Source organism: Vibrio salilacus, from assembly GCF_002811245.1.
GTDB classification, from domain to species: Bacteria; Pseudomonadota; Gammaproteobacteria; order Enterobacterales; family Vibrionaceae; genus Vibrio; species Vibrio salilacus.
This window is the reverse complement of sequence record NZ_NIVQ01000005.1, coordinates 183069-206877: the sequence shown is the minus strand read 5'-3', so window position 1 is coordinate 206877 and position 23809 is coordinate 183069. Positions and strand designations below refer to the sequence as shown.

Genomic DNA, 23809 nt, shown 5'->3' with positions numbered 1-23809 from the left:
AATCTGCACCAGCAGGCGAGCTATTCAAGATGTTCGGCTTTACTACTGAAAACGTAGTCAAAACAGCACACGAACTGTTGGCGTAAATCATCGATTGAGTCAACCATCAAGCCGGGTCATTATGATCCGGCTTTTTATTTGTGGATGCGTCAGAGAAAGTGATCGGTTACTATCTGTGGCACGAGATAATTCTAGGGTGAAGGCAGCATGCTAAAGGTTGCGATCAATGGATTTGGCCGTATCGGTCGTAATGTGCTGCGAGCGGTGTATGAGAGTGGCAAGAACCAACAGATAAAAGTAGTTGCTGTGAATGAACTGGCTCAACCCGATGCCATGGCTCATCTACTTCAGTACGATACCAGTCATGGTCGTTTTGCAAAAAAAATCTCACATGATCAAGAGCATATCTACATTCATCATGATGCTCCTCATCAGGGAACTGGCGAATTCGATTCGATTCGTATCCTCCATCTTGCTGACATTGACCTGCTTCCGTGGCGAGATCTCGAAGTCGATTTAGTGCTCGATTGCACTGGGGTGTATGGTACCCAAGCGGATGGTCAAGAGCATATAAAAGCAGGTGCAAAGAAAGTGCTGTTTTCCCATCCAGGGGCAAACGATGTTGACAATACGATTATCTATGGCGTAAACCATCACACCCTTAAAGCTGACCACAATATCGTGTCAAATGGCTCTTGCACCACCAACTGTATTGTTCCCATCATTAAAGCGCTCGACGACGCGTTTGAAATTGACTCTGGCACCATTACGACCATTCACTCTGCGATGAATGATCAGCAGGTTATTGACGCCTATCATTCTGACTTGCGCCGTACACGTGCTGCGAGCCAATCGATCATTCCTGTCGATACCAAGTTGCATAAAGGAATTGAAAGGATATTCCCGAAATTTTCTAACAAATTTGAAGCTATTTCCGTGCGAGTGCCGACTGTTAATGTCACTGCGATGGATTTAAGTGTCACAATTAATACAAATGTGAAAGTTAATGACGTAAATCAAACCATTGTTAACGCATCTCAGTGTACATTACAGGGCATTGTTGACTATACTGAAGCACCGCTCGTTTCAATCGACTTTAATCATGATCCCCATAGCGCGATTGTCGATGGTTCACAAACTCGGGTCAGTAATGGGCGTTTGGTAAAAATGCTCGTATGGTGTGATAATGAATGGGGCTTTGCGAACCGTATGCTGGATACTGCACTCGCAATGCAAGCTGCTAAATAAGTCGTTGAGTAGCAGTGGAGAAAGATTTATTTCCCACCTTGAAATAAATCTACAATTTCTCCATATTAAGACCAGTTTGAAGAATTATTGAGCTTGGCAGGGTTGCCGGGCGACTGAAAACTTTACTTATTGAAAATTTGAGAGGACACATCATGTCTGTAATCAAGATGACTGACCTGGAACTAGCAGGTAAACGTGTATTTATTCGTGCGGATCTAAACGTACCTGTTAAAGAAGGCAAAGTAACTTCTGATGCACGTATCCTAGCATCTCTACCAACCATCAAACACTGCCTAGAAGCCGGCGCGAAAGTGATGGTTACTTCTCACCTAGGCCGTCCAACAGAGGGTGAGTACGCAGAAGAGTTCTCTCTACAGCCTGTTGTAAATTACCTGAATGATGCACTCGATTGTGACGTTAAACTGGCAAAAGAGTATCTAGACGGTCTAGAACTCAACACCGGTGAGCTTGTTGTTCTAGAAAACGTTCGCTTTAACAAAGGCGAGAAGAAAAACGAAGCAGAGCTTTCTAAGAAGTACGCGGCATTGTGTGACATCTTTGTTATGGATGCATTTGGTACGGCTCACCGTGCACAGGCATCTACCCACGGTGTTGGCATGAACGCGCCTGTCGCGTGTGCTGGTCCTCTACTTGCTGCTGAACTTGAAGCACTAGGTAAAGCAATGGATAACCCAGAGCGCCCGCTAGTTGCTATCGTTGGTGGTTCTAAAGTTTCGACTAAGCTAACTGTTCTAGAATCGCTTTCTAAAATCGCTGACCAACTTGTTGTTGGTGGTGGTATAGCGAACACATTCATCGCCGCTGAAGGCCACAACGTAGGCAAGTCTCTATACGAAGCTGACCTAGTTGAAACAGCTCAGAAACTAATGAAAGAGTGTTCTATTCCAGTGGCAACTGATGTTGCTTGTGCGAAAGCATTCGATGAGAACGCAGAAGCTGAAATCAAACACGTTTCTGAAGTTCAAGATGACGACATGATCTTCGATCTAGGTCCAGATTCAACGGCGGTACTTGCTGACATAATCGCGAACGCAAAAACCATTCTTTGGAATGGCCCTGTTGGCGTCTTCGAATTCAAAAACTTCGAAGCGGGTACCAAAGGTATCTCTGAAGCAATCGCTAAGTCTGCAGGTTTCTCTGTAGCGGGTGGCGGTGACACGCTAGCGGCTATCGACAAGTTCGGTATCAAAGCAGATGTTTCTTACATCTCGACTGGCGGTGGTGCATTCCTTGAGTTCGTTGAAGGTAAAGTACTTCCAGCAGTAGCTATGCTTGAAGAGCGAGCTAAGTAATTTAATAAAAGCGGGAGCGAATGTCTCCCGCTTTGTCGTTTGCTGCACATCACATTTTTTTGCTAGAATAGCGCACGTTGTGAGCAATCGTTTGCCAAAATTTGAACTTAACAAGTTTTATATTTAAAACGACCCTTTTTCTAAATGACGGTTAAATAGGATTAAATCCATGTCTAAGATCTTCGATTTTGTAAAACCAGGTGTTATTTCTGGCGATGACGTACAGAAAGTTTTTGAAGTAGCAAAAGAAAATAAATTTGCTCTTCCAGCAGTTAACGTAGTTAACACTGATTCAATCAACGGTGTTCTAGAAGCGGCTTCTAAAGTTAAAGCTCCTGTTGTTGTTCAGTTCTCTAACGGCGGCGCAGCATTCTTCGCTGGTAAAGGCGTTAAACTTGAAGGTCAAGGTGCACAAATCCTTGGCGCTGTAGCTGGTGCAAAATACGTTCACGCTGTTGCAGAAGCTTACGGTGTTCCAGTTATCCTACACACTGACCACGCAGCTAAGAAACTTCTTCCATGGATCGACGGTCTACTAGACGCTGGTGAGAAGTTCTTTGCTGAAACTGGTAAGCCATTATTCTCTTCTCACATGCTCGATCTTTCTGAAGAGCCGCTAGAAGAAAACATTGAAACATGTGCTAAGTACCTAGAGCGCATGGCTAAAATGGACATGACAATCGAGATCGAACTTGGTTGTACTGGTGGTGAAGAAGACGGCGTTGATAACTCTGATATGGACGCTTCTGAGCTATACACTTCTCCTGAAGATGTTGCTTACGCGTACGAGAAACTAAGCGCAGTTAGTCCACGTTTCACTATCGCAGCGTCTTTCGGTAACGTGCACGGCGTTTACAAACCAGGTAACGTTGTTCTTACTCCAACGATCCTACGTGATTCTCAAGCATACTGTGCAGAGAAGTTTGGTATTGCACCTAACGCTCTAAACTTTGTATTCCACGGTGGTTCTGGTTCTTCTGAAGCTGAAATCCAAGAGTCTATCGGTTACGGTGTGATCAAAATGAACATCGATACAGATACACAGTGGGCAACGTGGGATGGTATCCGTCAGTACGAAGCTGAAAACCATGATTACCTACAAGGTCAAATCGGTAACCCAACTGGCGAAGATGCACCAAACAAGAAGTACTACGATCCACGCGTATGGCTTCGTGCTGGTCAAGCTTCAATGGTTGCACGTCTAGAGAAAGCTTTTGCTGACCTAAACGCAGTAGACGTACTATAATTCGTCGTTACATCATTGATGTTAAAGCCCGCTTATCATGAGCGGGCTTTTTGTTGTGCGGAAATCTGTGCGTATTAAATAAAGATAAATGTGGCGAAACCTATTCGGGTTGCTTAATCTTGGAACTGAATAAGTCTTTATTTAACGGCTATTTGCAAAAAGTTAATTTTGAGAATGGTCAACAATGTGTCATCGTTCCAAAAATACATTGCCACAGTGAATGCAGTTAGGTTGTGGTGATAAGCAGTTCGATTCATTCAGTCTTTAATAAAAAGAGGATACATGTATGTCAGGTGAGTCAGTTGGGATGGAAGCCCCTCTCGTGGATGGTTTAAGTTATGTGGAAAAATGGCTAACCAATAATTCTGATTTACTGGTTCAGTACGGTGTGAACATCATATCAGCGGTTCTGATCCTGTTTATCGGTAACATCATCGTGAAAGCAGTCGCTAGCAGCGTTTCTAAATTGTTAGAAAAGAAAAACATGGATAATGCAGTTGTTGAGTTTATTCATGGTCTTGTTCGTTATCTGCTATTCGTTATCGTACTTATCGCCGCATTAGGCCGTATTGGTGTTCAAACCGCATCTGTTGTTGCTGTTATCGGTGCGGCGGGCTTAGCGATTGGTTTGGCACTACAAGGGTCATTATCAAACTTTGCGGCGGGGGTGCTAATTGTTGCTTTTCGTCCATTTAAGTCTGGTGATTATGTTGAAGTTGGTGGTGTCGCTGGTAGTGTTGAAGCGATTCAGATCTTCCAAACCGTATTAAAAACCCCTGACAACAAGATGGTGGTTGTACCTAACTCGGGCGTGATTGGTGGTCCAATTACGAACTATTCTCGTCACGCGACTCGCCGTGTTGATCTGGTTATCGGTGTTTCTTATAAAGCGGATCTTAAGCAAACCAAGCAAGTGATCCGTGAGACCTTAGAGAAGGATCCTCGCATTCTCAAAGACCCAGAGATGACCATTGGTGTGCTTGCACTCGCCGACTCATCGGTGAACTTTGTCGTTCGCCCGTGGGTGAAAACAGAAGATTACTGGGGAGTGTACTTTGATGCGATGCAAGGCATTAAAGAAGCGCTTGATGCGGCAGGTATTGAAATTCCATTCCCACAAATGGATGTTCATTTGAACAAGGCTGACTAACGGTCGCCATTGATCGAATATAAAAAGCGAGGCAGTGCCTCGCTTTTTGTGTTTTTAGCTTTTTTATAGCTAACTTTCTATTTCAAGTAATGGGTTGCCTAAACTGGCGAGAATCCTTGGCAACTCTGTTGCCGCGACACCAAAAGTATACTCAGGCTTTGCTGGGGTATATAAGACTTCTCGATATTGATAAAGCTTAGTATTAACAATGATGAGAATCTCGCGTGGTAAACCAAATGGGCAGACGGCACCGGGAAGGCAGCCCGTTACTTCATTCATCTCTTGATCATTCACTATTGAAGGTCGCTTGCCTGTCAGGGCTTTGATTGCTTTACTGTCGAGTCGCGAGTCTTTATCTGTGAGCAGCAGCGCATAGCCAGCCCCTTTCAGTTTTAAAAATAGACTCTTACTGTGCGTCCCTGTCCAGCCTAATCGCTTGGCGACCAACACGTCGGTGGCAAAATCCAAAATTGGCTCATGTTGCCATTCGTTATACGACACCTTAAGTTGCGTAAGCATCTCGACATTGAACCGATAAATCTCATCTAACTTATTCATAGCTAACCTATACAAATTGACTCAACAATTGCTTAGTAAGTAACAGTGCAATCACAAACATCATAACCGCAACCGCAATATCAATTCCTTGCTTTACCCGCGGTTGTGATAATGTCGGGGCCAGTTTAGCGGCGCCAATCGATAGACTAAAGAACCACACAAAAGAGGCGCACATCGTGCCTAACGCGAAAGCCATACGATCTAGGCCCGTAAATTGTCCACCAATTGAACCTAAAATGACGACAGTATCTAGATAGAGGTGAGGGTTGAGTACTGTGACGGCGAGTGCCCCGATAATCACGGCTTTGCGACCACGGAAAGTTTGGCTGTTCTCTGTGGTAGATTGATCGACGCTAAAAGCGTTTTTTAGCGATAAATAACCGTAAAAACTCAAAAAAGCGATACCTCCTAATGTCACTAGTAACAATAAATTTTGATTACTCGCCAACAGTGCGCCGCCGCCAAAGATACCAATGGAGATAAAGGCAATATCTAGAACGCTACAGATGGTGGCCGTTGTCAGGTGGTGATGGCGCTTAATTCCCTGATTGAGTACATACGCATTTTGTGCGCCAATCGGTATTATCATGCTCGCTCCGAGCCCAAAACCTTGCAGTAATAACCAGCTATTCATTGCTTTCTCCTTAACTTTTGTTTGGCTTCAAGATAAGCAGATCACAAGAATAAGTATATTTAATAATAATAATGATATATTAGGCTCTCTAATGTTGGTGTGTCGGAGAGAATTATGCGTGGGTTAGATTATCGGTGGATTGAAGCGTTAGAAGCGGTGATTACCACGGGCGGATTTGAGCGTGCCGCGCAGCTGCTGTTTGTGTCACAGTCAGCGGTGTCCCAGCGGATAAAGCAGCTCGAGAAGTTTCTCACTCAGCCAGTGTTAATTCGCGAGCAACCACCAAGGCCTACGCTAATCGGCCAGAAATTACTTGGTTTTTATCAGCGCGTTCAGTTGCTTGAAAGTGATTTAATACCAGAGCTAAGTAACGAAACATTGCCACGAGTGCAAAGGGTATCAATTGCAACCAACGCCGATAGTTTAGCTACCTGGTTATTACCTGCGTTGGCACCCGTCATGAAGTCACATCAAGTGGAATTTAACTTGGCGGTATTTGCTGAAGCGCGCACCTTAGATAAGCTAAAAAATGGCGAAGTCGTTGGGGCGTTAAGTCTTGAATCTAAGGCGATCGTCGGTTGTGATGCTCAATACCTTGGCCGTATGGATTACGTCTGCGTCGCCAGTCCTAAATTTGCCCAACAGCATTTTCCACAAGGCATCACTCGAGACGCTCTGATTAGAGCCCCAGCCGTTTCATTTGATCAATACGATCAATTGCACCGAGACTTTCTGCAGCAGAACTTCAATATCCCACCAGACGCTATCGTTCATCATCACGTCGCAAGCTCTGAGGCGTTTGTTAATCTGGCATTGATGAGCTGCGCATACTGTCTAATTCCCAAGCTTCAGATAGAAAAAGAGCTTGAGTCAGGGGCATTAGTCGACTTGATGCCGGGTTTTTTTATGAGCTTTAATCTCTATTGGCATCATTGGCAGTTAGAAACAGGATTGCTGAAGAAAATCACCCAGGCGATCATAAGTCATAGTCACGTATTATTACCCAAGTGATTTGCACTCAATCGTTGGGTTAATTCTCTGTCAGAAGTGTTTGTTGTGCTTGGGCTATTCTTATTCGGTGTCTATGCTGTTATGAATTGATTATAAAGAGATTCTAAATATGAAGTTTATTCCGACACTGGTTGCCACACTCTCTTTGTCTACCGTCAGTGTGGCGGTTTTGGCCAACACTCCAGATTTTCCTCACTTGGTGACGACAGGCTATGGTGAAGTCATCGCCAAACCTGATATGGCTGAATTTTCGGTTAAAGTGGTTGAATCAACCATGACGGCTGAGCAAGCGAAACAGTCCGTTGATCAAGTCGTCAAGGCATTAATTGATGCGCTTAATCAACAAGGTGTCGAGTCGCAAGATATCAGCAGTTCTAACCTTTATATCACGCCTCAGTACCATTACCCGGAAAAAGGCAAGCCAGAGTTAGTTGGCTATCGTGCAACACGCAGTGTCTCTGTAACGGTCAATGATCTTGTCGATCTTAATCAGTATCTCGATTTAGCGCTAAATGCAGGGATTAATCAGGTCGACAATATTCAGCTTAAGGTTCGTGACCAAGCTCAATATCAGCAACAAGCGCGCATGGCGGCGATTCGAGATGCCAACGAAAAGGCACAGTCGCTTGCGCAAGGTTTCGGTAAAGCTGTCAAAGATGTGTGGCGTATTGATTACAATATGCAAAGCCAGCAGCCGGTCTTGATGCGTTCGATGGCAATGGATGCCAAAGTGGAATCGAATACTTATCAAGACTCAACCATCGTGATTCGTGATCGAGTGGATGTGATTTACCAGCTCGATTAAGCCATGCGCTAATCGGAGGTAAAAACAAAAAAAAGAGGGCCGAAGCCCTCTTTTCTATTTCAGTATCGAGTTCGATTAAAGAACGTGTACTGATGCCGTGTTGGTTGTACCTGAAGCGACTAGAGCGCCAGAAACCATCACTACGATGTCGCCTTTGTTACCTAGGCCAGATTGTAGCGCGATTTCTTTACCGTTGATGTAGAACGCGTCTGTGCTGTCGATAGAGTCAACCAGAACTGGCTTAACACCTTTAGTAAGAACTAACTGTGCAGCTGTCTTTTCGTTAGTTGTTAGAGCAAGGATGTTTGCCGTTGGGAAGTACTTACGTACTGAACGTGCAGACTTACCGCCTTCAGTTGCCACAACGATTAGAGGGGCCGCTAGCTTCTCTGCAGTGTCTACCGCGCCTTTACATACTGCTTCAGTGATACGTAGGCGTGGGCTGTCTAGACGAGAACCTAGTTCAGCTTTAAGCGCTGAATCAGTACGGTTCGCGATTTGAGCCATGATAGTAACAGCTTCAACTGGGTACTTACCTTTAGCCGTTTCACCAGAAAGCATAACCGCATCAGTACCATCCATGATTGCGTTCGCAACGTCACCCGCTTCTGCGCGAGTAGGGCGTGGGTTGCTGATCATAGAGTCAAGCATTTGTGTCGCTGTGATAACCATCTTACGTGCGCGGTTACATTTCTCGATCATCATCTTCTGCGCGAAGATTACTTCTTCCGCTGGGATTTCAACACCTAGGTCACCACGAGCAACCATGATGCCATCAGAAGCTTCAAGGATTGAATCGAAGTTATCGACACCTTCTTGGTTTTCAATCTTAGAAATGATGTGGATGTTTTCGCCGCCGTTAGCGTTTAGAAGCTCACGGATTTCTTTGACGTCTTCTTCTTTACGGATGAAAGAAGCAGCAACGAAATCAACGCCTTGCTCACAACCAAACTTAAGGTCAGCTTTGTCTTTTTCAGATAGTGCAGGTAGTTGAACAGAAACGCCTGGAAGGTTAACACCTTTGTTTTCACCAAGAGCACCGTTGTTAAGAACTTTACACTTAACTTCAGTTTCAGTCGTTGCGATAACTTCCATTTCGATTAGGCCATCATCAACAAGGATAGTGTTACCAACGGTTAGGTCTTTAGCGAAACCTAGGTAAGTTACTGCTACTACGTCTTTGTTACCAACAACTGTTGCGTCAGTTGTGAAAGTGAACTCTTGACCTGCTACTAGATCTACGTCGTTACCACCTTCAAGCTTAATCGTACGGATTTCTGGACCTTTAGTATCTAAAAGGATAGCAAGTTGTTCACCTTTGTTTTCCATTACTTTACGGAAGTTCGCGATACGGGTGCCGTGCTCTGCGAAGTCACCGTGAGAGAAGTTAAGGCGCATTACGTTCATGCCTGCGTTTACAAGTTCAGTCAGCTTCTCTACAGATTCAGTTTTAGGGCCAATCGTACATACGATTTTGGTCTTTTTCATGGAAGAGTCTCTCCGGTCAATATAGTTACAATTTGAAAGTCGGTTATTGGTCTGAAACCAAGGCTGTCATTTCGGCATTTTGTGCCTGCCAACTTACTAAGACAGCGCTGTATTCAGTTGGCTTCAGAACTGAAAGTCTTTCACAAAGTTTAGTCATTTTATGACCAACTCGTTGGGATTTCAGGCGCTATTTCTGTGATGTCACGGGGGTATATTGACGTAACACACACTGCATAGCGGTCAATTCTGTAATTTATTTTCTTTTCGGATGCGAATTCTATCACCGAATCACTCTAATATCACTGCTTAAGAATTGTCTTAGAACAAGGTTTTTGCGCTATTTATTAATTTTTTGGGTCGAAATAAATAGACGTAAAAGTTTCGTTTTGGCTATAATAAGTTTCACAATGAAACTTATCTTTGAATAATTAATGTCGAAACGAAACACTCAATTGAGAAGGCACGCGATTTCTAACTTAGTCAATGACAAGGGTGAAGTCAGTGTTGAAGAGTTATCCCTCCAGTTTGAAACCTCTGAAGTCACAATTAGAAAAGACTTAGCCTCCCTAGAAAAAAATGGCCAGCTACTGCGTCGTTATGGTGGTGCGATTGCATTACCCAAAGAGGTGGTCAATGACGAATTGAGTGCAAGTGTTTCGGTTCGAAAGAATGAGTTGGCTCAGGCTGCAGCCAAATTGCTTCGTGAGCACAATCGTATCGTGATCGACAGTGGCAGCACTACGGGCGCATTGATCAAGCAGTTAGATGGTATGCGTGGATTGGTGGTGATGACCAACTCCCTGAATGTTGCCAATGCACTCAATGAGCTTGAAAGTGAACCGACTTTATTGATGACAGGCGGTACGTGGGATGCGCACTCAGAGTCATTTCAAGGTCAGGTGGCTGAATCTGTTCTTCGCTCATATGACTTCGATCAGCTATTCATTGGTGCGGACGGGGTGGATTTAGACCGTGGCACCACGACCTTCAATGAGTTGGTCGGTCTGAGCAAAGTGATGGCTGAAGTCTCACGAGAAGTGATCGTCATGGTCGAATCAGAAAAGATTGGTCGAAAAATACCTAACCTAGAGTTGGCTTGGGATGCAATCGACATCTTAATTACCAATAAAGACTTAGATCCAGAGACAAAAAAAATCATCCAGTCTCATGGTATCAAAGTGGTTTGTGCATAACACAGAATATACGTTTTAATCTTAACTACTCCGAATCGGGCCTTTGCTTGCTGCCAATCGGAAAGAAATATTGGAGTTACTTATGTGTGGAATCGTCGGTGCTGTAGCACAACGAGATGTGGCTGAAATTTTAGTCGAGGGATTACGCCGCTTAGAGTATCGCGGCTACGACTCAGCGGGTGTGGCGGTGGTTGATGGTCAATCAAATCTGACTCGTATACGTCGCCTAGGGAAAGTGCAAGAACTGGCCGATGCCGTTGACTCTGCGCAGGTTATTGGTGGTACTGGTATCGCACATACTCGCTGGGCAACTCATGGCGAGCCATCTGAAGCCAATGCTCACCCACATATGTCTGGTGACATTACGGTTGTGCACAACGGCATCATCGAAAATCACGAAGAATTACGTGGTTTGCTGAAATCACGTGGTTATGTATTTGAATCGCAAACCGATACCGAAGTGATTGCTCATATGGTGGAGTGGGAACTGCGTAGCTCTGAAACGCTAGTGGAAGCTTTGCAAAAAACGGCAGCACAACTGGAAGGTGCGTATGGTACGGTAGCCTTGGATCGTAACGATCCTTCCCGTATTGTTGTTGCCCGTTCTGGTAGTCCGATAGTGATTGGTTTTGGGGTTGGTGAAAATTTCTTGGCCTCTGATCAACTCGCACTGTTAAACGTCACTCGCCGCTTTATGTACTTAGAAGAGGGTGATGTTGCAGAGATCACTCGTCGTGAAGTGAGTGTCTTTGATGAGCAAGGTGAACGTGTTGAACGTGAGATCACTGAATCAAATGCAGAGCATGATGCCGGTGACAAAGGTCAATATCGCCACTTTATGCAAAAAGAGATCTACGAGCAGCCAACGGCGCTGATCAACACGATGGAAGGCCGTATTACCGGTGACTCTGTGGTGACAGAAGCGATCGGTGTTAACGCCACAGACATTTTGAGTAAAGTCGAGCACGTGCAAATTGTCGCGTGTGGTACCTCTTACAATGCGGGTATGACGGCGCGTTATTGGTTCGAAGATATCGCCGGTGTCAGTTGTGATGTCGAAATTGCGTCTGAATTCCGTTATCGCAAATTTGTCACTCGCCCTAATAGTTTACTGATTACCTTGTCCCAATCGGGTGAAACTGCGGACACATTGGCAGCACTGCGTTTGGCGAAAGAAAAAGGTTATATGGCGGCAATGACAATCTGTAACGTCGCGGGATCGTCACTGGTTCGTGAGTCTGACATTGCTTTTATGACCCGAGCTGGGGTTGAAATTGGTGTTGCGTCAACCAAAGCTTTTACTACGCAGCTTGCTGCTTTGTTGATGTTAGTGACGGCATTAGGTAAACAGCAAAATCGTATCAGTAAAGAGAAAGAAAAAGAGATCGTTACGGCTCTTCATGCGCTACCAAAGCAGATAGAATCAGCTTTGTCGTTTGAAAAAGACATTGAAGAACTAGCCACTGATTTTGCCGATAAACACCATACTTTATTCCTAGGTCGTGGTGAGTTTTACCCCATTGCGATGGAGGCCTCTCTTAAGCTTAAAGAGATCTCATATATCCACGCAGAAGCATACGCGGCAGGCGAACTCAAGCATGGACCTTTAGCGTTGATTGATGCTGACATGCCAGTGGTAGTGGTAGCACCAAACAACGAATTACTAGAAAAGTTGAAATCGAACGTTGAAGAAGTGCGTGCGCGTGGTGGTTTGCTGTATGTCTTTGCTGATGCCGATGCTGGCTTTGAAGCGGATGAAACGATGAAGATCATCACTTTGCCTCACGTAAGTGAAATCACCGCGCCAATTTACTACACGATTCCGATGCAGTTGCTCTCTTACTATGTGGCTTTGATCAAAGGCACCGACGTTGACCAACCGCGTAACCTAGCCAAAGCGGTTACGGTTGAGTAGTCGATTGGAAAAGGAAAAAAAACCGATGTGTAAGTGGAATAAAGTTTCATACTAAGTAATAAAGAATCATACTGAGTATTAAAGTTTCATACTTAAATGGCAGCGTTCAGAGTACGCTGCCATTTCTAAAACTTTTCTGCCCCAAAATTAGTTACGCCTTCAAATCACACAATGATACTCAGTCAACTTTGATATACAAAAAGTAATAAGAGTCAAAAGACAAGACCTGACCTCGAAGTTCGGGAGAAATAACAATAAAAAAGGTGTCAACAATATGCTTGCTGATAGGCTACTGATATACGATAATGCTGTTTGTATATACAGTTCAAGTGGCATAGATGACAGAGCTAGAAATTAAAAAACTAATAGTAAGGTACTTTCTAGAAAAGTATGAAAATTTTGTTGTTGGTTCTGAATTTTCATTTCAATTTGGTGAAAGGCGAGCGGATCTAGCATTGCTGGATGATGGCTACTTAACTGCCTTTGAAATAAAAGGTGCTCGTGACACTGTATCTAGGTTGAATTATCAGATTGAAAGTTATAAAAAGTTTTTTGATTTTTGCTTTGTTGTGTGTGAACCAAGCAATCTGGCTGAAGTACGAGCAACGATTTCAAGAGATGTTGGCATCTTTCTGGTCGAAAATGACAAAATTACTCATGTTCGCCAATCAAAACAGTTCAAACGACACGATAAAAGAGTGTTAGCCAGTGCGTTAAGTGTGCAAAAGTTGAGTGCTCTATCGAAAGGAAGCAATTTAAGATCGAAGCACGAATTATGCGACTACGTATCAAAAAACAATACGTTAGAGTCATTAAGACAGTTATCAAGAAACGATTTTAATGAAAGATATGGGGTAGCTTCAAAACTGTTGAAACAAGAAACCACCCTTCATTTGACGTCGGATGACATATACACAATTACAAAGAAAGCTCCGTCATTACTAAAACGAAGAATCGTCTGATTCTCTGAGTAAAATGCGACTTTTAATGTAGTAGTTCATGCGAACTGATATCCAAAATGCAGGGCTAATACCTGATGGATTATCATTTGCTGCTGCTTGGATCTCTTCATCAGCCCACACTCCAAGCGGCTTATATGATGTTGTATCTCTGACGGTGTGCTCTGCGGCTCTAACATACCCACCATTGTTTCGACGGTATCTTTTATAGGTGAACGATTTTCCGTCTAAAGATGCAATATCAATCCTAGGTACAAAAGTACCGCCTTTCATTTCAATTTGTTCGGTGTTAATTGAAACGTAGTCGCCATATTTGATTGGGAACTCTTCACTAATACCCTGATAGATATCTTCTTCACAGATTCTAAACTCACCTGCAACATCTTCGCCACCAGTTTGAGCAACATTCGATGGGAAACTAGAGCAGAGCATTACAACGTCTTCTATTTTATCAGCGAAAGACTCCGTACCCGAGCATGCTTCAAGGAAAGTATCAACTACATCATTAATGGCTTTCTTTCTTACGAATTCAGCATCTAGAATTACGTAGAGTTTACAATTTTCGTTCAGGTTACTTGTTATAGGAGTTAAATAATACTCAACTTCTTCGTCACTTAAGTCATATGGCAATCTAACCGCAAGACAATTAGTTCTTGCAGAAGCACTTCTTACGAATTCTTCAACGTCTTCGAACTTACCGTTATCATCTTCATACAAGTGAACCATCGGGATGATGTTTAAGTCGCAATGTAGATCAAACAGAAAATACTGCCACTCTTTAAAGCCGTTGTGTTCTGATAACAATTGCTCAATCTGAGGGTTGATATATTTTTCGTTTGTACTCAAATCAAGTATAAATGGTCGCTTCTTCTGAATTTCAGCAATTTGCTTCATACGGCGATATATATCACCATCAGGTGCTTTTTTTGTTTTTCTTGATTTGGTTAGTTCGTAAATTGGCAAAATCTTTGAAAAATCATCATCATTGATGTGTTCAAAACAGCGGAGTTCGCCATCTCTAGTTTTTATGATCGGGAAATAGACAAATTCACTCATAGATTATGTCCGTCATAACCAAGAACTTTGGCTCTAATTCGAACTGCATGAGAAGATACTTGGAAGTGCATAGCAACATCTTCAACCTTTGATGATACGTTGGCTATGAAATTATCGAAAGCATCTTTAGGCATCAATAGTGAGGCTGCAAAATCATTGGCCTCAGCTTCCATCCAGTTTGTTTCCCCATTTCTAAAGAAAGTTGTATCTTCAAAGCAATCATTGTTAGCAGCATGGCGAATTCGATGTGCAATTTCGTGGGCTATTGTAAACCTTTGCCTATGCGGATGATGTAATGAATTAACGGTCATTACCCAACTACCTGACTTTTTCTCTTTTTTAAGTGAGCCTGATTCTTCATCTTGCATCGGCTCGTATCTAACGGTAATCCCTAGATGTTTGGCTAATTCAGATACATTGACAGGGTCAGTTTCTAAGCCTTTGTCTTCAGCAAGTGCTATTAGATGTTCAGGTGTAGACAAATCTTCAAACTCTGTAGTTGTTTGAGTTTTTCTACCAGATTTTCTAACGAATGCCATCTATTGTTCCTTTTTGACAAGTAGGGATTCTTTGCCTTCAGATTCGGATATATCTAACTGAGCTACACGTTCCGAAATGACCTTTATTTGTTGGCGTAGGCTTTGGTTTTCTGTTTCTAAAAGTTGCAATCGTTCTAGAGCTTCATCGACAGTTCCTAATGACCTTTCAAAATCACTAGCAGTAGCATTTAGATCGCTTTGCACAACTCGAAGCCGTGATTCTGCTTCATTCTCGACTTTTGTATTGAGTACGTGATTGAACGTATCACTATGCATATATTTTTTTGTGATTTCTTCAGCTTTTTCTTCTGATGTGCTTTTGATGTAAATCACGGATATTGCAGCGATCAAACCGTTAATAGCTATAAGGACGGTGATTATTGTTTGATAAAAGCCAGTTTGAAATGACCAGACATCTTTAAGGCTGATTAATGTCCCACTCTTGACTAATTCACCAATAATGTGGGATGTGAATGGATCGTTGATATTATCAGCATTAGCAAGTGCAACTGAGTCGGCATAGCCAAGGTAAGATAGCAGTGATGGGGAAGGTAAACATACGAGTAGCGCCAGTAGCACAATGCAAAAAAGTGAGCATGTGATTAAGCTTACAAAAAAGATTGCCTTGTAGATGCTAGGACTAGCGGGGGTATTCTCTGACATGCTTCCGTTTTATCTGTTGTAATTTTTTGTAGCTTACTATACATCTGATTCATATAAAATAATTTAACTCAATATGGTTGCATATTCCAGAGTGAAAACCAATAGGGTCAGGTCTTGTCTTTTGCTTTTTGGTGGCAGTTTTTCTATCAGGTTTAGCTATTTGTCATACCTGAAGTTATTAGTCATTTGCTAATGTTTGATTTTCCAAAACTCATTTCTGTCCAAAAACTTGCTAGAAATTGATCAGACTTTATTGTCATTCACAATGGGTATTGAAGAATCTGCAAAGCCGTAAATGATCAAACTTTATGACTATGCCACCCCAAAAGTATCTCAATATCCGTTATTTCTGATCAAACTTTATTGTCTGCCGACAACCGAAGAGAAATCTTCGGTTTTTTTGCGACCTAACAATTAAAAAGGGCTCTCTTTACCCAGTTCATTGCAGATTTCTACGATGGCAAGAGAGAGACCTGATTTTATGATTTGTTGCTGACGTTGCAGCTGTAACTGATAAAAATCGAGATCGATATCGTCATCAGGTTCGCTGACTTCAAGATTTACCATACTCATTTTCTGAACTAAATTGAGATTTTTAATCGGACCAAGAATATTAGGATCGGTAAACTCATAGTCGGTCGCATCGCTATTGAGTTTATGTTTAAGTTTGATGATATCTTCAATGTCGTGATAGACCTGGTCAGTCAACACGCCTAAGCCATAAAGTAGTTTCAATCGGACTGAAAGATCGCCTAACGGACCTGAGTCTCCAAGCAGAGGCCCGACAACAGACTGTACGGCAAAATTATCTTTGCGAAAAATTCGCTGCATGAGTGCATCAATAGAGTCGGTAAAAACATCTACGGCAGCAATAAAGAAACCTCGCACCGAAGGGGCGTTGTTTAATTGCTCTATAATCTCTGTTTCGTTAATATTGTCTGCCATATACTGAACTAAATAATTAATTAGAAAGGGGAGCGTTGACTCCCCCTGGTTTGTTGGTTAAAGCGTATTGAAAATACGCTCTATTTCAGCCACTTCCTGGCTGTTAGTGTCAAGCCCTGTATAGTCAGATAAGGTGCTGCTAATGCCTTTTTCTGTGAGTGAACTTTGCAGTTCAACAGCTTGTGGGTCATCACTATTTTGATATTTCAGTGCGGCAGCAATGCCTTTTAAAAGGGCGCTGTTTTTAGTGCCATACTCTATTGTACCTAGTAATGGCTTGATTAATCTATCGTTTGGACCAAGTTTACGAATTGGTTGGCGGCCCACACGATCCACTTCATCAACCAGATAGGGATTGGCAAAGCGACTCAAGATCTTATCGATATAGGCGTTGTGCAACTCGCGATCAAAGCCATAGCGTCGGATTAATACTTCGCCGCTCTCATGCATTGCTTGTTTGACGTCGGCTTGGATCTTTGGATCATTAATGGCCTCGCGAATGGTACGATGCCCTTTTAAACAACCTAAGTAAGCTGTGATGCAGTGCCCTGTATTAAGGGTAAATAGTTTGCGTTCGACGAAAGCCATCAGGTTATCGGTTTTTTCCATCCCAGGAATATTAGGGATGTCTCCTTTAAACTGCTGCTCATCAACAATCCATTCACTGAAGCTTTCCACCGTGACAGCAAGAGGATCATCGTTGGCCGCTTCTGCTGGTGGAACAATCCGGTCAACTGCTGAATCGACAAAACCAACCAACTCGTCTGCTTTTGCGTGCAATGCTTGATCTAAGTGTTGATACACCTGAGCTTTCAGATGCGTAGTCCCGCGCACCATGTTTTCACACGCGATAATATTCAGCGGTGCTTTATTACCCGCCTCGAAACGTTTTGCAATGCCGGTCGCGATTGTTTTTGCAATGATGTCCAATACGTTGGGCCCAACAGCGGTCGTGACCAAGTCAGTTCTAACGATACGCTCGATTACTTCGTCGCTGGCTGAATTGACGGCCGTTACGTGAGTCACGGTATCTGTTTGGCACTCGCTGCCTACGATTTTGACTTTGTATTCTTGTTTGTGGCTGAGTTGATCAACCAAAGGGGTATCGACATCGGCAAAGGTGACCGAAACATCGGCATCGGCTAGTAATTTGCCAATAAAGCCACGACCAATATTACCCGCACCAAAATGAACTGCATTTTTCATAATTTACCTACCAATATAAAAATAACGACTCTAGGGTGAGGTCAACCGTTATAAAGGGGGATAGCTGACCTCAGTTTTGCTCAGGAGCAAAATATTAAGCAGCGTGTGAGCGACCTAAGATGCGGAGTATCTCATCAACATCATTGGTGCTAGTTAGCTTCTCGATTGCTTCCGGATCATCGAGTGCGTTGGTAATGGTAGTGATTACTTGAATGTGCTCATCATTTTTTGCGGCAATACCGATAACCAGTTTTGCTACATCTTGTTGGTCATCTGTGAATTGAATCCCTGCAGGGTATTGGCAAATCACAATGCCGGTTTTTTTGACTTTATCTTTTGCTTCAATGGTGCCATGAGGGACAGCGATAAACTCACCTAAGTAGGTTGGGACGAGCTTTTCACGCTCAAACATAGCATCAACGTACTCTGGCTCGGCGTAACCCATTTCAACTAATTTGTTGCCAGCAAAGCGAATCGCCTGTTCTTTATTGGCAGCGCTCAATCCTAAGTGAATGTTATCTTCGCCAATTTTGAACACTGAAGTTGGTTGAGGCTGGTAGTGATCGTCATTGGCGGCGAGAACTGACACCTTGAGCGCTTGTTCGTCATTGGCTGCGGATTTTTGCGCGGATAATAGTTGAGTTACTAACTGGTTGTACATTTCGCTGTCTAAAAAGTTACTCAGAGAAATATGTTGTGCATTTGGAGCGTGCTGGCGCGCGCGGTCAGTTAAGTCTTTGTGCGTTATTACGAGCTCCGCGCTTTCAGTTAAACTGTTAATTGCCAAATTGGTCACCTTAATATTTAGGCCTGCGCTTTGCACTTTCTTACGTAGCATACTGGCACCCATAGCACTCGAACCCATACCAGCATCACAAGCGACAATAATGCGGTGTAGATTGTCGAGATCGAGGTTGCTTTTATTTGTACTTGCACGGTTGACTGATGCAGAGCTTTTTGGCGCAGACTTCATCTGTTTCATTTGTGAAGTCGCTTTTTCAAGGGCCGCTTCATCGCCGTCTTCTTCATTTGATGTTTGCGTTTTCATCAGTAGCGAAGCAACCGTGAATGACACACCAGTTGCTGACGCAATTGAAGCAAGCACACCAATAATTGATGCTTTAGGTGTCATCAGTAGAACGGCAAAAATAGAACCAGGAGATGCTGGTGACACTAGACCTGCATTAAAAAGCACTAGCACGAATACGCCTGTCATACCGCCAGCAATGGCCGCTAGAATCAAACGTGGATTCATCAGAATGTATGGGAAGTAAATTTCGTGAATACCGCCAAAGAAGTGAATGATCGATGCACCGCCTGCAGTTTGACGTGCCGTGCCCTTACCAAACACCATGTATGCCAATAGAATTCCCAAACCAGGCCCTGGGTTAGCTTCAATTAAGAAGAAGATCGATTGACCCATGTCATTGGCTTGTTGAATACCCAGTGGTGAGAAAATGCCGTGATTGATGGCATTATTGAGGAATAGAATTTTCGCTGGTTCAACAAAGATAGAGGTCAAGGGTAAAAGATGGGCTGAAACTAGGAAATGAACGCCTGCAGCAAGACCACCGGAAAGCATTTTGACAAATGGACCGATAAAGAAGAAAGCGATAATGGCACATACCATCCCTATGATACCGGCCGAGAAGTTGTTAACCAACATTTCAAAACCGCTTTTTACTTTCCCATCAATGTAGTGATCAAACTTTTTGATAGCCCAGCCGCCTAATGGGCCAACCATCATCGCCCCCATAAACATTGGAATGTCGGTACCGACAATGACCCCCATAGTGGTGATTGCACCAACCACAGCGCCGCGGTCACCACCAATTAGTTTACCGCCGGTATAGCCGATAAGCAGAGGAAGTAAGTAAGTAATCATAGGTCCAACCATGGCTGCTAGTGTCTCATTCGGCAGCCAGCCAGTTGGAATGAATAATGCGGTAATAAAGCCCCACGCGATGAACGCGCCAATATTTGGCATTACCATGTTTGATAGAAAACGACCAAAATTTTGTATCTTGATCTTGGTATCTGGTGATATCATCATATTTCCCCGTTTGATGTTCTGATGAATAGTGTCGTAGTACGGTTCGCCAAAACCGTTGATTGCTTAGTACCCAATCAATCTACCACACAAATTCAATTAAGAACTGACAACGGGTTTTTCGTGATCAGAACTGCATAAACTCCCACGCAAAAGTAAATTCCCGTGATCTAATTCACTTCTTGACATTGTAATTTTACAACAAAATGCATATGTCAAATATGTCAATAAATATTAATTGATCAAAATCACATATATATAAAATCAATATAAAATTAAATTGTGATCAAGATCGTTTATTAGGCTTTAAGTTAATTTATCAATAATTATTTAGTGACTTTTATCACTCTTTTATTGTGATTGATCTAAATGTTTTACCGATGACTATCACAAATTAATTTTCCATGAAATTTAATGACAGTTTGAATGATAGCTCTATTGCGCGGCGATATAGGGAAACAATTGACAGAAGTCGCCTTCTGCCAATTAGGTTGACTAATTGTTTAAGTAGGCTTTTGAGGAGATATCAGTCCAAGCGCGAACTTTGGTTAAGTACTGCTTTTGCGACTCAATGATCTCTTTGGCTAAAGGATCGTGGTTTGTTTGTTCTGCGAGTAGTTCTTCAGTCGCGGTTTGCATCGCTTCGAGTACTTGTGGCGGAAAATCTCGAACTTTGATATCTGAGTATTCTGCGCTCATGGTAGCCCAACTATTGGCGTTAGCATCAATAGCTTGAGTATACATATCAAATGCAGCGACTCTAAATGCGGTCTCTAGGATTGTCCGTAAGTCTGCGGGTAGCTTTTCCCAAGTCTTTTTATTGACCAGAAACTGCGTCTCTGACCCTGGCTCATGCCATGCGGTGTAGTAATAAGGCGCGATTTTTTGAAAGCCCATTCTTAAATCAAACGCAGGACCTACCCATTCAAGTGCATCGATAGTTCCGCGCTCTAATGAGGTATAAAGCTCTCCTGGAGCGATATTGGTCGGCGCTGCGCCAACTCGAGCCATGACTTCACCAGCAAAGCCTGGAATACGAATCTTGAGACCTTTCAAATCATCAATCGAATTGATCTCTTTTTTAAACCAGCCACCCATTTGGATATCTGAATTACCACCTGGGAATGACAACAGGTTATGCGGGGCATAGACTTTTTGCATTAACTCCATCCCACCACCATGGTAAAACCACGCGTATTGCTCGGTCGAGATCATGCCAAATGGCATTGAAGAGAAATAGAGCGTGTTGGGGACTTTGCCTTTCCAGTAGTAAGAGCTTGAGTGACCAAGGTCGTACTGGCCAGATTTGACCATATCAAAAATGCCCAACGGCGCTTTATGCTTATTGGCAGAATCGATGCGAATAACTAAGCGACCATTTGACATTTCTTCGGCTAGCCTCGCCATATTTTTGCTTGCATCGCCAAGAATGGGAGTATTTGGTCCCCAAGTTTCGGCTAGTTTTAAACGATAAATTTTATCGGCCGCTAACGTGGCAAAAGAACTCACTGCGAGTGATAACGTTAGTGTTGTGGCTATTATTGAGCGTAGTTGTATTTTGAAGGGCAGCATGTCTAGGTCACTTCCTTATTGTTGTGGCGCTATTTTCTACCTAGCATTTATTCTGGCTATTTTTTCGTCAATCTAATTTTTAGCTACATCGAGATCGGTGTTTAGCTTGTGTGGCTAATAAATAAGTACACACTAGTGAATTACGCTGCTTATCTAGTGAAACTCTGCGACGAATTTGGCGAGCTATCTAGCTTAACAAGTACATAATTTTGATAGTAAAAGTGCTGAGCAGGTCACGCAGCACTAGATTGCCTTTGTTGATCAGCTGCAGTACGGGTGTTGTTGAGATAGTCAGTGGCTTGGGCGACACCCATATAACGAGCTAAGGTTTTTATTGGTACTTGCCTAAGATCTACGGCAATCAACCCATCAAGTGCGTTGTTAAATTGAGGATCAACGTTGAAGCCGATAAGTTTACCGTTGAGTCCAAGGTATTGCCTAAGTAGTACAGGTACACTTTTGCCTTCGTCTATTCTAGCAATCACTCGAGATAGCAATTGTAGGTCTGCTAATGCACAGAGCATGGCACGGTTCCAGTTTAGTTCAGTTTTAGGTAGTGGATGGGATGGGTGGACAAATTCGGCCTTTTGGTTGTCATAATAATGCAGTGTCATTGTTTGAGCGAGTAGTTGACGGGTCTGTTCACTGTAGTCACCACTGATGCTGACGGGGCCAAACAGGTGGGTGTACTGCGGATTTTTCGACACAAAAGTCGCGATGCCTTTCCACAGTAATAGTAGTGGTGCCATGGTTTTCTGATAGCATTCATCTATGACTGAACGTCCCATCTCAATGGATTTTCCCATACTTTCGATGAAGGGCTGTTGGTAATGAAATAACGTACGTGAGTAAAGCCCTGACACCCCACGCTCGGCCACGATCTCATCGACTAGACCTAAACGATAGGCTCCGACGAGGCATTGCTGTTGCCGATCCCAGATAAAAAGTTGCAGGTAATAACGATCAAACTTATCAATATCAAGTGCATTCCCCGTTCCTTCGCCGACTTGACGAAAATTATGTTCTCTTAAGCGACCAATTTCATGCATCACTGATGGAATATGATCCGCCCGAGTGCAGTAAACATCAAACTCACCGCTTGAGATAAGGCGATGATCGTTAGGTAACGCCGCAAGATCGTCGAGCAATTCTTGTTTAGGTAAAGGAGGATCTACTGGAATCTGGTGTTTAGTCTTATGCGCAAGATGTTGCTTTGATAGCGGAGTGCTTTGTAATAAATAAGTATTTAAACGCAGATAATTAACTAGTTGCCCATCCGTCAGGCCATTCACTTCTTTATATTTAACAATTGAACCAATCGATATTTGGATAGTTTGACTTGATTTATTAAGTAACTCTCTTCCTAGCATTAGGGTTCGAAGTAGCGGATGAACTTTACCAGCAAGATAAAAGCGTTTGGAGTTTTGACCATCAATGAACATCGGTACCGTGGTCGCACGTGATTTTCGGATCAGTTGACTGACTGAGCGGCTCCACTCTTTGTCTTCGATACGCGACTTTTTACTATCGACCAGTTGAGAAACCTCTCCGGCAGGAAATAGTAGCAACAGACCACCGTTGGCTAAATGTTGATGAGCCTGACGCAAAGCTTTTAGGTTAGCGCGATGGGCATCTTGACTCTCGAAAACATCGACACCAATAAATAGCTCATCAAGTTCAGGGACAGTTTTTAAATACTGATTGGCTAATATTTGTACATCCTTTCTAACATGAAGCAGCATCTCCGCCAGTATCACGCCTTCAACACAGCCTAAAGGATGGTTGGCAATGACAACGGTCGGTCCACTGCGTGGAATGGTTTCTAAGCTGCCTTTGGCGATATGGTAGTTAATTCCCAATACTTCTAGGGTGTAGCGCAAAAAAGCAGAGGTATCACAATGGGCGGGACGTTGGGCGTAGAACTTGTCAAGTTGGCTTAATCCCGTTGCCCATTCGGTTAGACTTTCTGCAAATCTAAGCGGGGTTTTCTTGGGTAAACGGAAAGGGCTAGAAGTTTGCATAGTATCCTCAAGATAAAGCGTATCTGTATTGAGAATAGACAAGCGATGTTGCAGCTAGGCTGCAGTAAAATGAGAAGTGGATGACGAACGGATGACGTTAAAGTGACAGGCGCTATTTTCTCGAGAAGAATGATAGAGCTAACTGCAACAATGATATTTTTATAAACTATAAAAATAGATCGCTCACAAAATATACTAATTTCATCTCTTAGAAAAAGTATTGTTGCTAACGTTGTA

General features: G+C 43.1%; 20 protein-coding genes and 1 pseudogene. 10 read left to right on the top strand and 11 right to left on the bottom strand.

Annotated elements, in window-relative coordinates; genetic code table 11:
- From CDZ87_RS17545 to mscS, 5 genes and pseudogenes are all read left to right on the top strand, one after another.
- A pseudogene (locus tag CDZ87_RS17545) lies at positions 1-86 on the top strand (transketolase-like TK C-terminal-containing protein); the annotation flags it as partial.
- Positions 87-207: 121 nt separating this feature from the next.
- Positions 208-1248, top strand: coding sequence for an erythrose-4-phosphate dehydrogenase (gene epd, locus CDZ87_RS05610; RefSeq protein ID WP_100752561.1), 1041 nt, complete (start codon positions 208-210; stop codon positions 1246-1248).
- 152 nt (positions 1249-1400) lie between these two features.
- Entirely contained in the window at positions 1401-2561 is a 1161-nt protein-coding gene (locus CDZ87_RS05605; protein WP_100752560.1) for a phosphoglycerate kinase, read from the top strand.
- A gap of 169 nt (positions 2562-2730) precedes the next feature.
- A complete protein-coding gene (fbaA, locus tag CDZ87_RS05600; protein ID WP_038173661.1) occupies positions 2731-3807 on the top strand; it encodes a class II fructose-bisphosphate aldolase in 1077 nt (358 codons plus the stop codon).
- 286 nt (positions 3808-4093) lie between these two features.
- Entirely contained in the window at positions 4094-4957 is an 864-nt protein-coding gene (gene mscS, locus CDZ87_RS05595) for a small-conductance mechanosensitive channel MscS (protein ID WP_100752559.1), read from the top strand.
- 69 nt (positions 4958-5026) lie between these two features.
- On the opposite strand, the gene CDZ87_RS05590 is transcribed toward mscS, so the two are convergent.
- Together CDZ87_RS05590 and CDZ87_RS05585 are read right to left on the bottom strand one after the other, a co-directional pair.
- Positions 5027-5515 carry a YbaK/EbsC family protein gene (locus CDZ87_RS05590; RefSeq protein ID WP_100752558.1) on the bottom strand — a complete coding sequence of 163 codons (489 nt, stop codon included), beginning with the start codon at positions 5513-5515 and terminating at the stop codon, positions 5027-5029.
- Between the two features lie 7 nt (positions 5516-5522).
- Positions 5523-6149 (bottom strand): LysE/ArgO family amino acid transporter, encoded by a 627-nt coding sequence (locus CDZ87_RS05585; protein WP_100752557.1) that lies wholly within the window; start codon positions 6147-6149, stop codon positions 5523-5525.
- A 114-nt stretch (positions 6150-6263) separates the two neighbouring features.
- Here CDZ87_RS05585 and CDZ87_RS05580 point away from each other — a divergent pair, with 114 nt between their 5' ends.
- Complete coding sequence (locus tag CDZ87_RS05580) at positions 6264-7160, top strand: LysR family transcriptional regulator ArgP (RefSeq protein ID WP_100752556.1); 897 nt, start codon at positions 6264-6266, stop codon at positions 7158-7160.
- 109 nt (positions 7161-7269) lie between these two features.
- Entirely contained in the window at positions 7270-7965 is a 696-nt protein-coding gene (locus CDZ87_RS05575) for an oxidative stress defense protein (protein WP_100752555.1), read from the top strand.
- A gap of 75 nt (positions 7966-8040) precedes the next feature.
- Here the strand turns inward: CDZ87_RS05575 and pykF are convergent, their stop codons facing one another.
- Positions 8041-9453, bottom strand: a complete 1413-nt coding sequence (gene pykF / locus CDZ87_RS05570; protein WP_100752554.1) for a pyruvate kinase PykF — start codon at positions 9451-9453, stop codon at positions 8041-8043.
- Between the two features lie 431 nt (positions 9454-9884).
- Here pykF and CDZ87_RS05565 point away from each other — a divergent pair, with 431 nt between their 5' ends.
- From CDZ87_RS05565 to CDZ87_RS05555, 3 genes are all read left to right on the top strand, one after another.
- Positions 9885-10646 (top strand): DeoR/GlpR family DNA-binding transcription regulator, encoded by a 762-nt coding sequence (locus tag CDZ87_RS05565; protein WP_038173671.1) that lies wholly within the window; start codon positions 9885-9887, stop codon positions 10644-10646.
- Between the two features lie 82 nt (positions 10647-10728).
- The gene (gene glmS / locus CDZ87_RS05560) at positions 10729-12561 is read left to right on the top strand and encodes a glutamine--fructose-6-phosphate transaminase (isomerizing) (RefSeq protein WP_100752553.1); all 1833 of its coding nucleotides are present in this window, start codon (positions 10729-10731) and stop codon (positions 12559-12561) included.
- A 338-nt stretch (positions 12562-12899) separates the two neighbouring features.
- Positions 12900-13523 carry a sce7726 family protein gene (locus CDZ87_RS05555; protein ID WP_100752552.1) on the top strand — a complete coding sequence of 208 codons (624 nt, stop codon included), beginning with the start codon at positions 12900-12902 and terminating at the stop codon, positions 13521-13523.
- Here the strand turns inward: CDZ87_RS05555 and CDZ87_RS05550 are convergent.
- From CDZ87_RS05550 to CDZ87_RS05515, 8 genes are all read right to left on the bottom strand, one after another.
- Positions 13503-14576, bottom strand: coding sequence for a beta family protein (locus CDZ87_RS05550; protein WP_100752551.1), 1074 nt, complete (start codon positions 14574-14576; stop codon positions 13503-13505). The two genes, CDZ87_RS05555 and CDZ87_RS05550, sit on opposite strands and share 21 nt — an antisense overlap.
- Positions 14573-15115, bottom strand: coding sequence for an ImmA/IrrE family metallo-endopeptidase (locus tag CDZ87_RS05545; RefSeq protein WP_011078487.1), 543 nt, complete (start codon positions 15113-15115; stop codon positions 14573-14575). Before CDZ87_RS05545 ends, CDZ87_RS05550 begins: the two co-directional genes overlap by 4 nt.
- Positions 15116-15778, bottom strand: a complete 663-nt coding sequence (locus tag CDZ87_RS05540; RefSeq protein WP_011078486.1) for a hypothetical protein — start codon at positions 15776-15778, stop codon at positions 15116-15118.
- A 414-nt stretch (positions 15779-16192) separates the two neighbouring features.
- Positions 16193-16723, bottom strand: coding sequence for an MltR family transcriptional regulator (locus tag CDZ87_RS05535; RefSeq protein WP_100752550.1), 531 nt, complete (start codon positions 16721-16723; stop codon positions 16193-16195).
- A gap of 57 nt (positions 16724-16780) precedes the next feature.
- The gene (locus tag CDZ87_RS05530) at positions 16781-17929 is read right to left on the bottom strand and encodes a mannitol-1-phosphate 5-dehydrogenase (RefSeq protein WP_100752549.1); all 1149 of its coding nucleotides are present in this window, start codon (positions 17927-17929) and stop codon (positions 16781-16783) included.
- Positions 17930-18023: 94 nt separating this feature from the next.
- On the bottom strand, positions 18024-19979 hold the full coding sequence (locus tag CDZ87_RS05525) for a PTS mannitol transporter subunit IICBA (RefSeq protein ID WP_100752548.1): 1956 nt from the start codon (positions 19977-19979) through the stop codon (positions 18024-18026).
- A gap of 495 nt (positions 19980-20474) precedes the next feature.
- Positions 20475-21551: a TRAP transporter substrate-binding protein gene (locus CDZ87_RS05520; protein WP_100752547.1), complete on the bottom strand. Its 1077-nt coding sequence runs from the start codon at positions 21549-21551 to the stop codon at positions 20475-20477.
- Between the two features lie 233 nt (positions 21552-21784).
- Positions 21785-23572 carry a bifunctional lysophospholipid acyltransferase family protein/GNAT family N-acetyltransferase gene (locus tag CDZ87_RS05515; RefSeq protein WP_100752546.1) on the bottom strand — a complete coding sequence of 596 codons (1788 nt, stop codon included), beginning with the start codon at positions 23570-23572 and terminating at the stop codon, positions 21785-21787.
- Between the last annotated feature and the right edge of the window lie 237 nt (positions 23573-23809).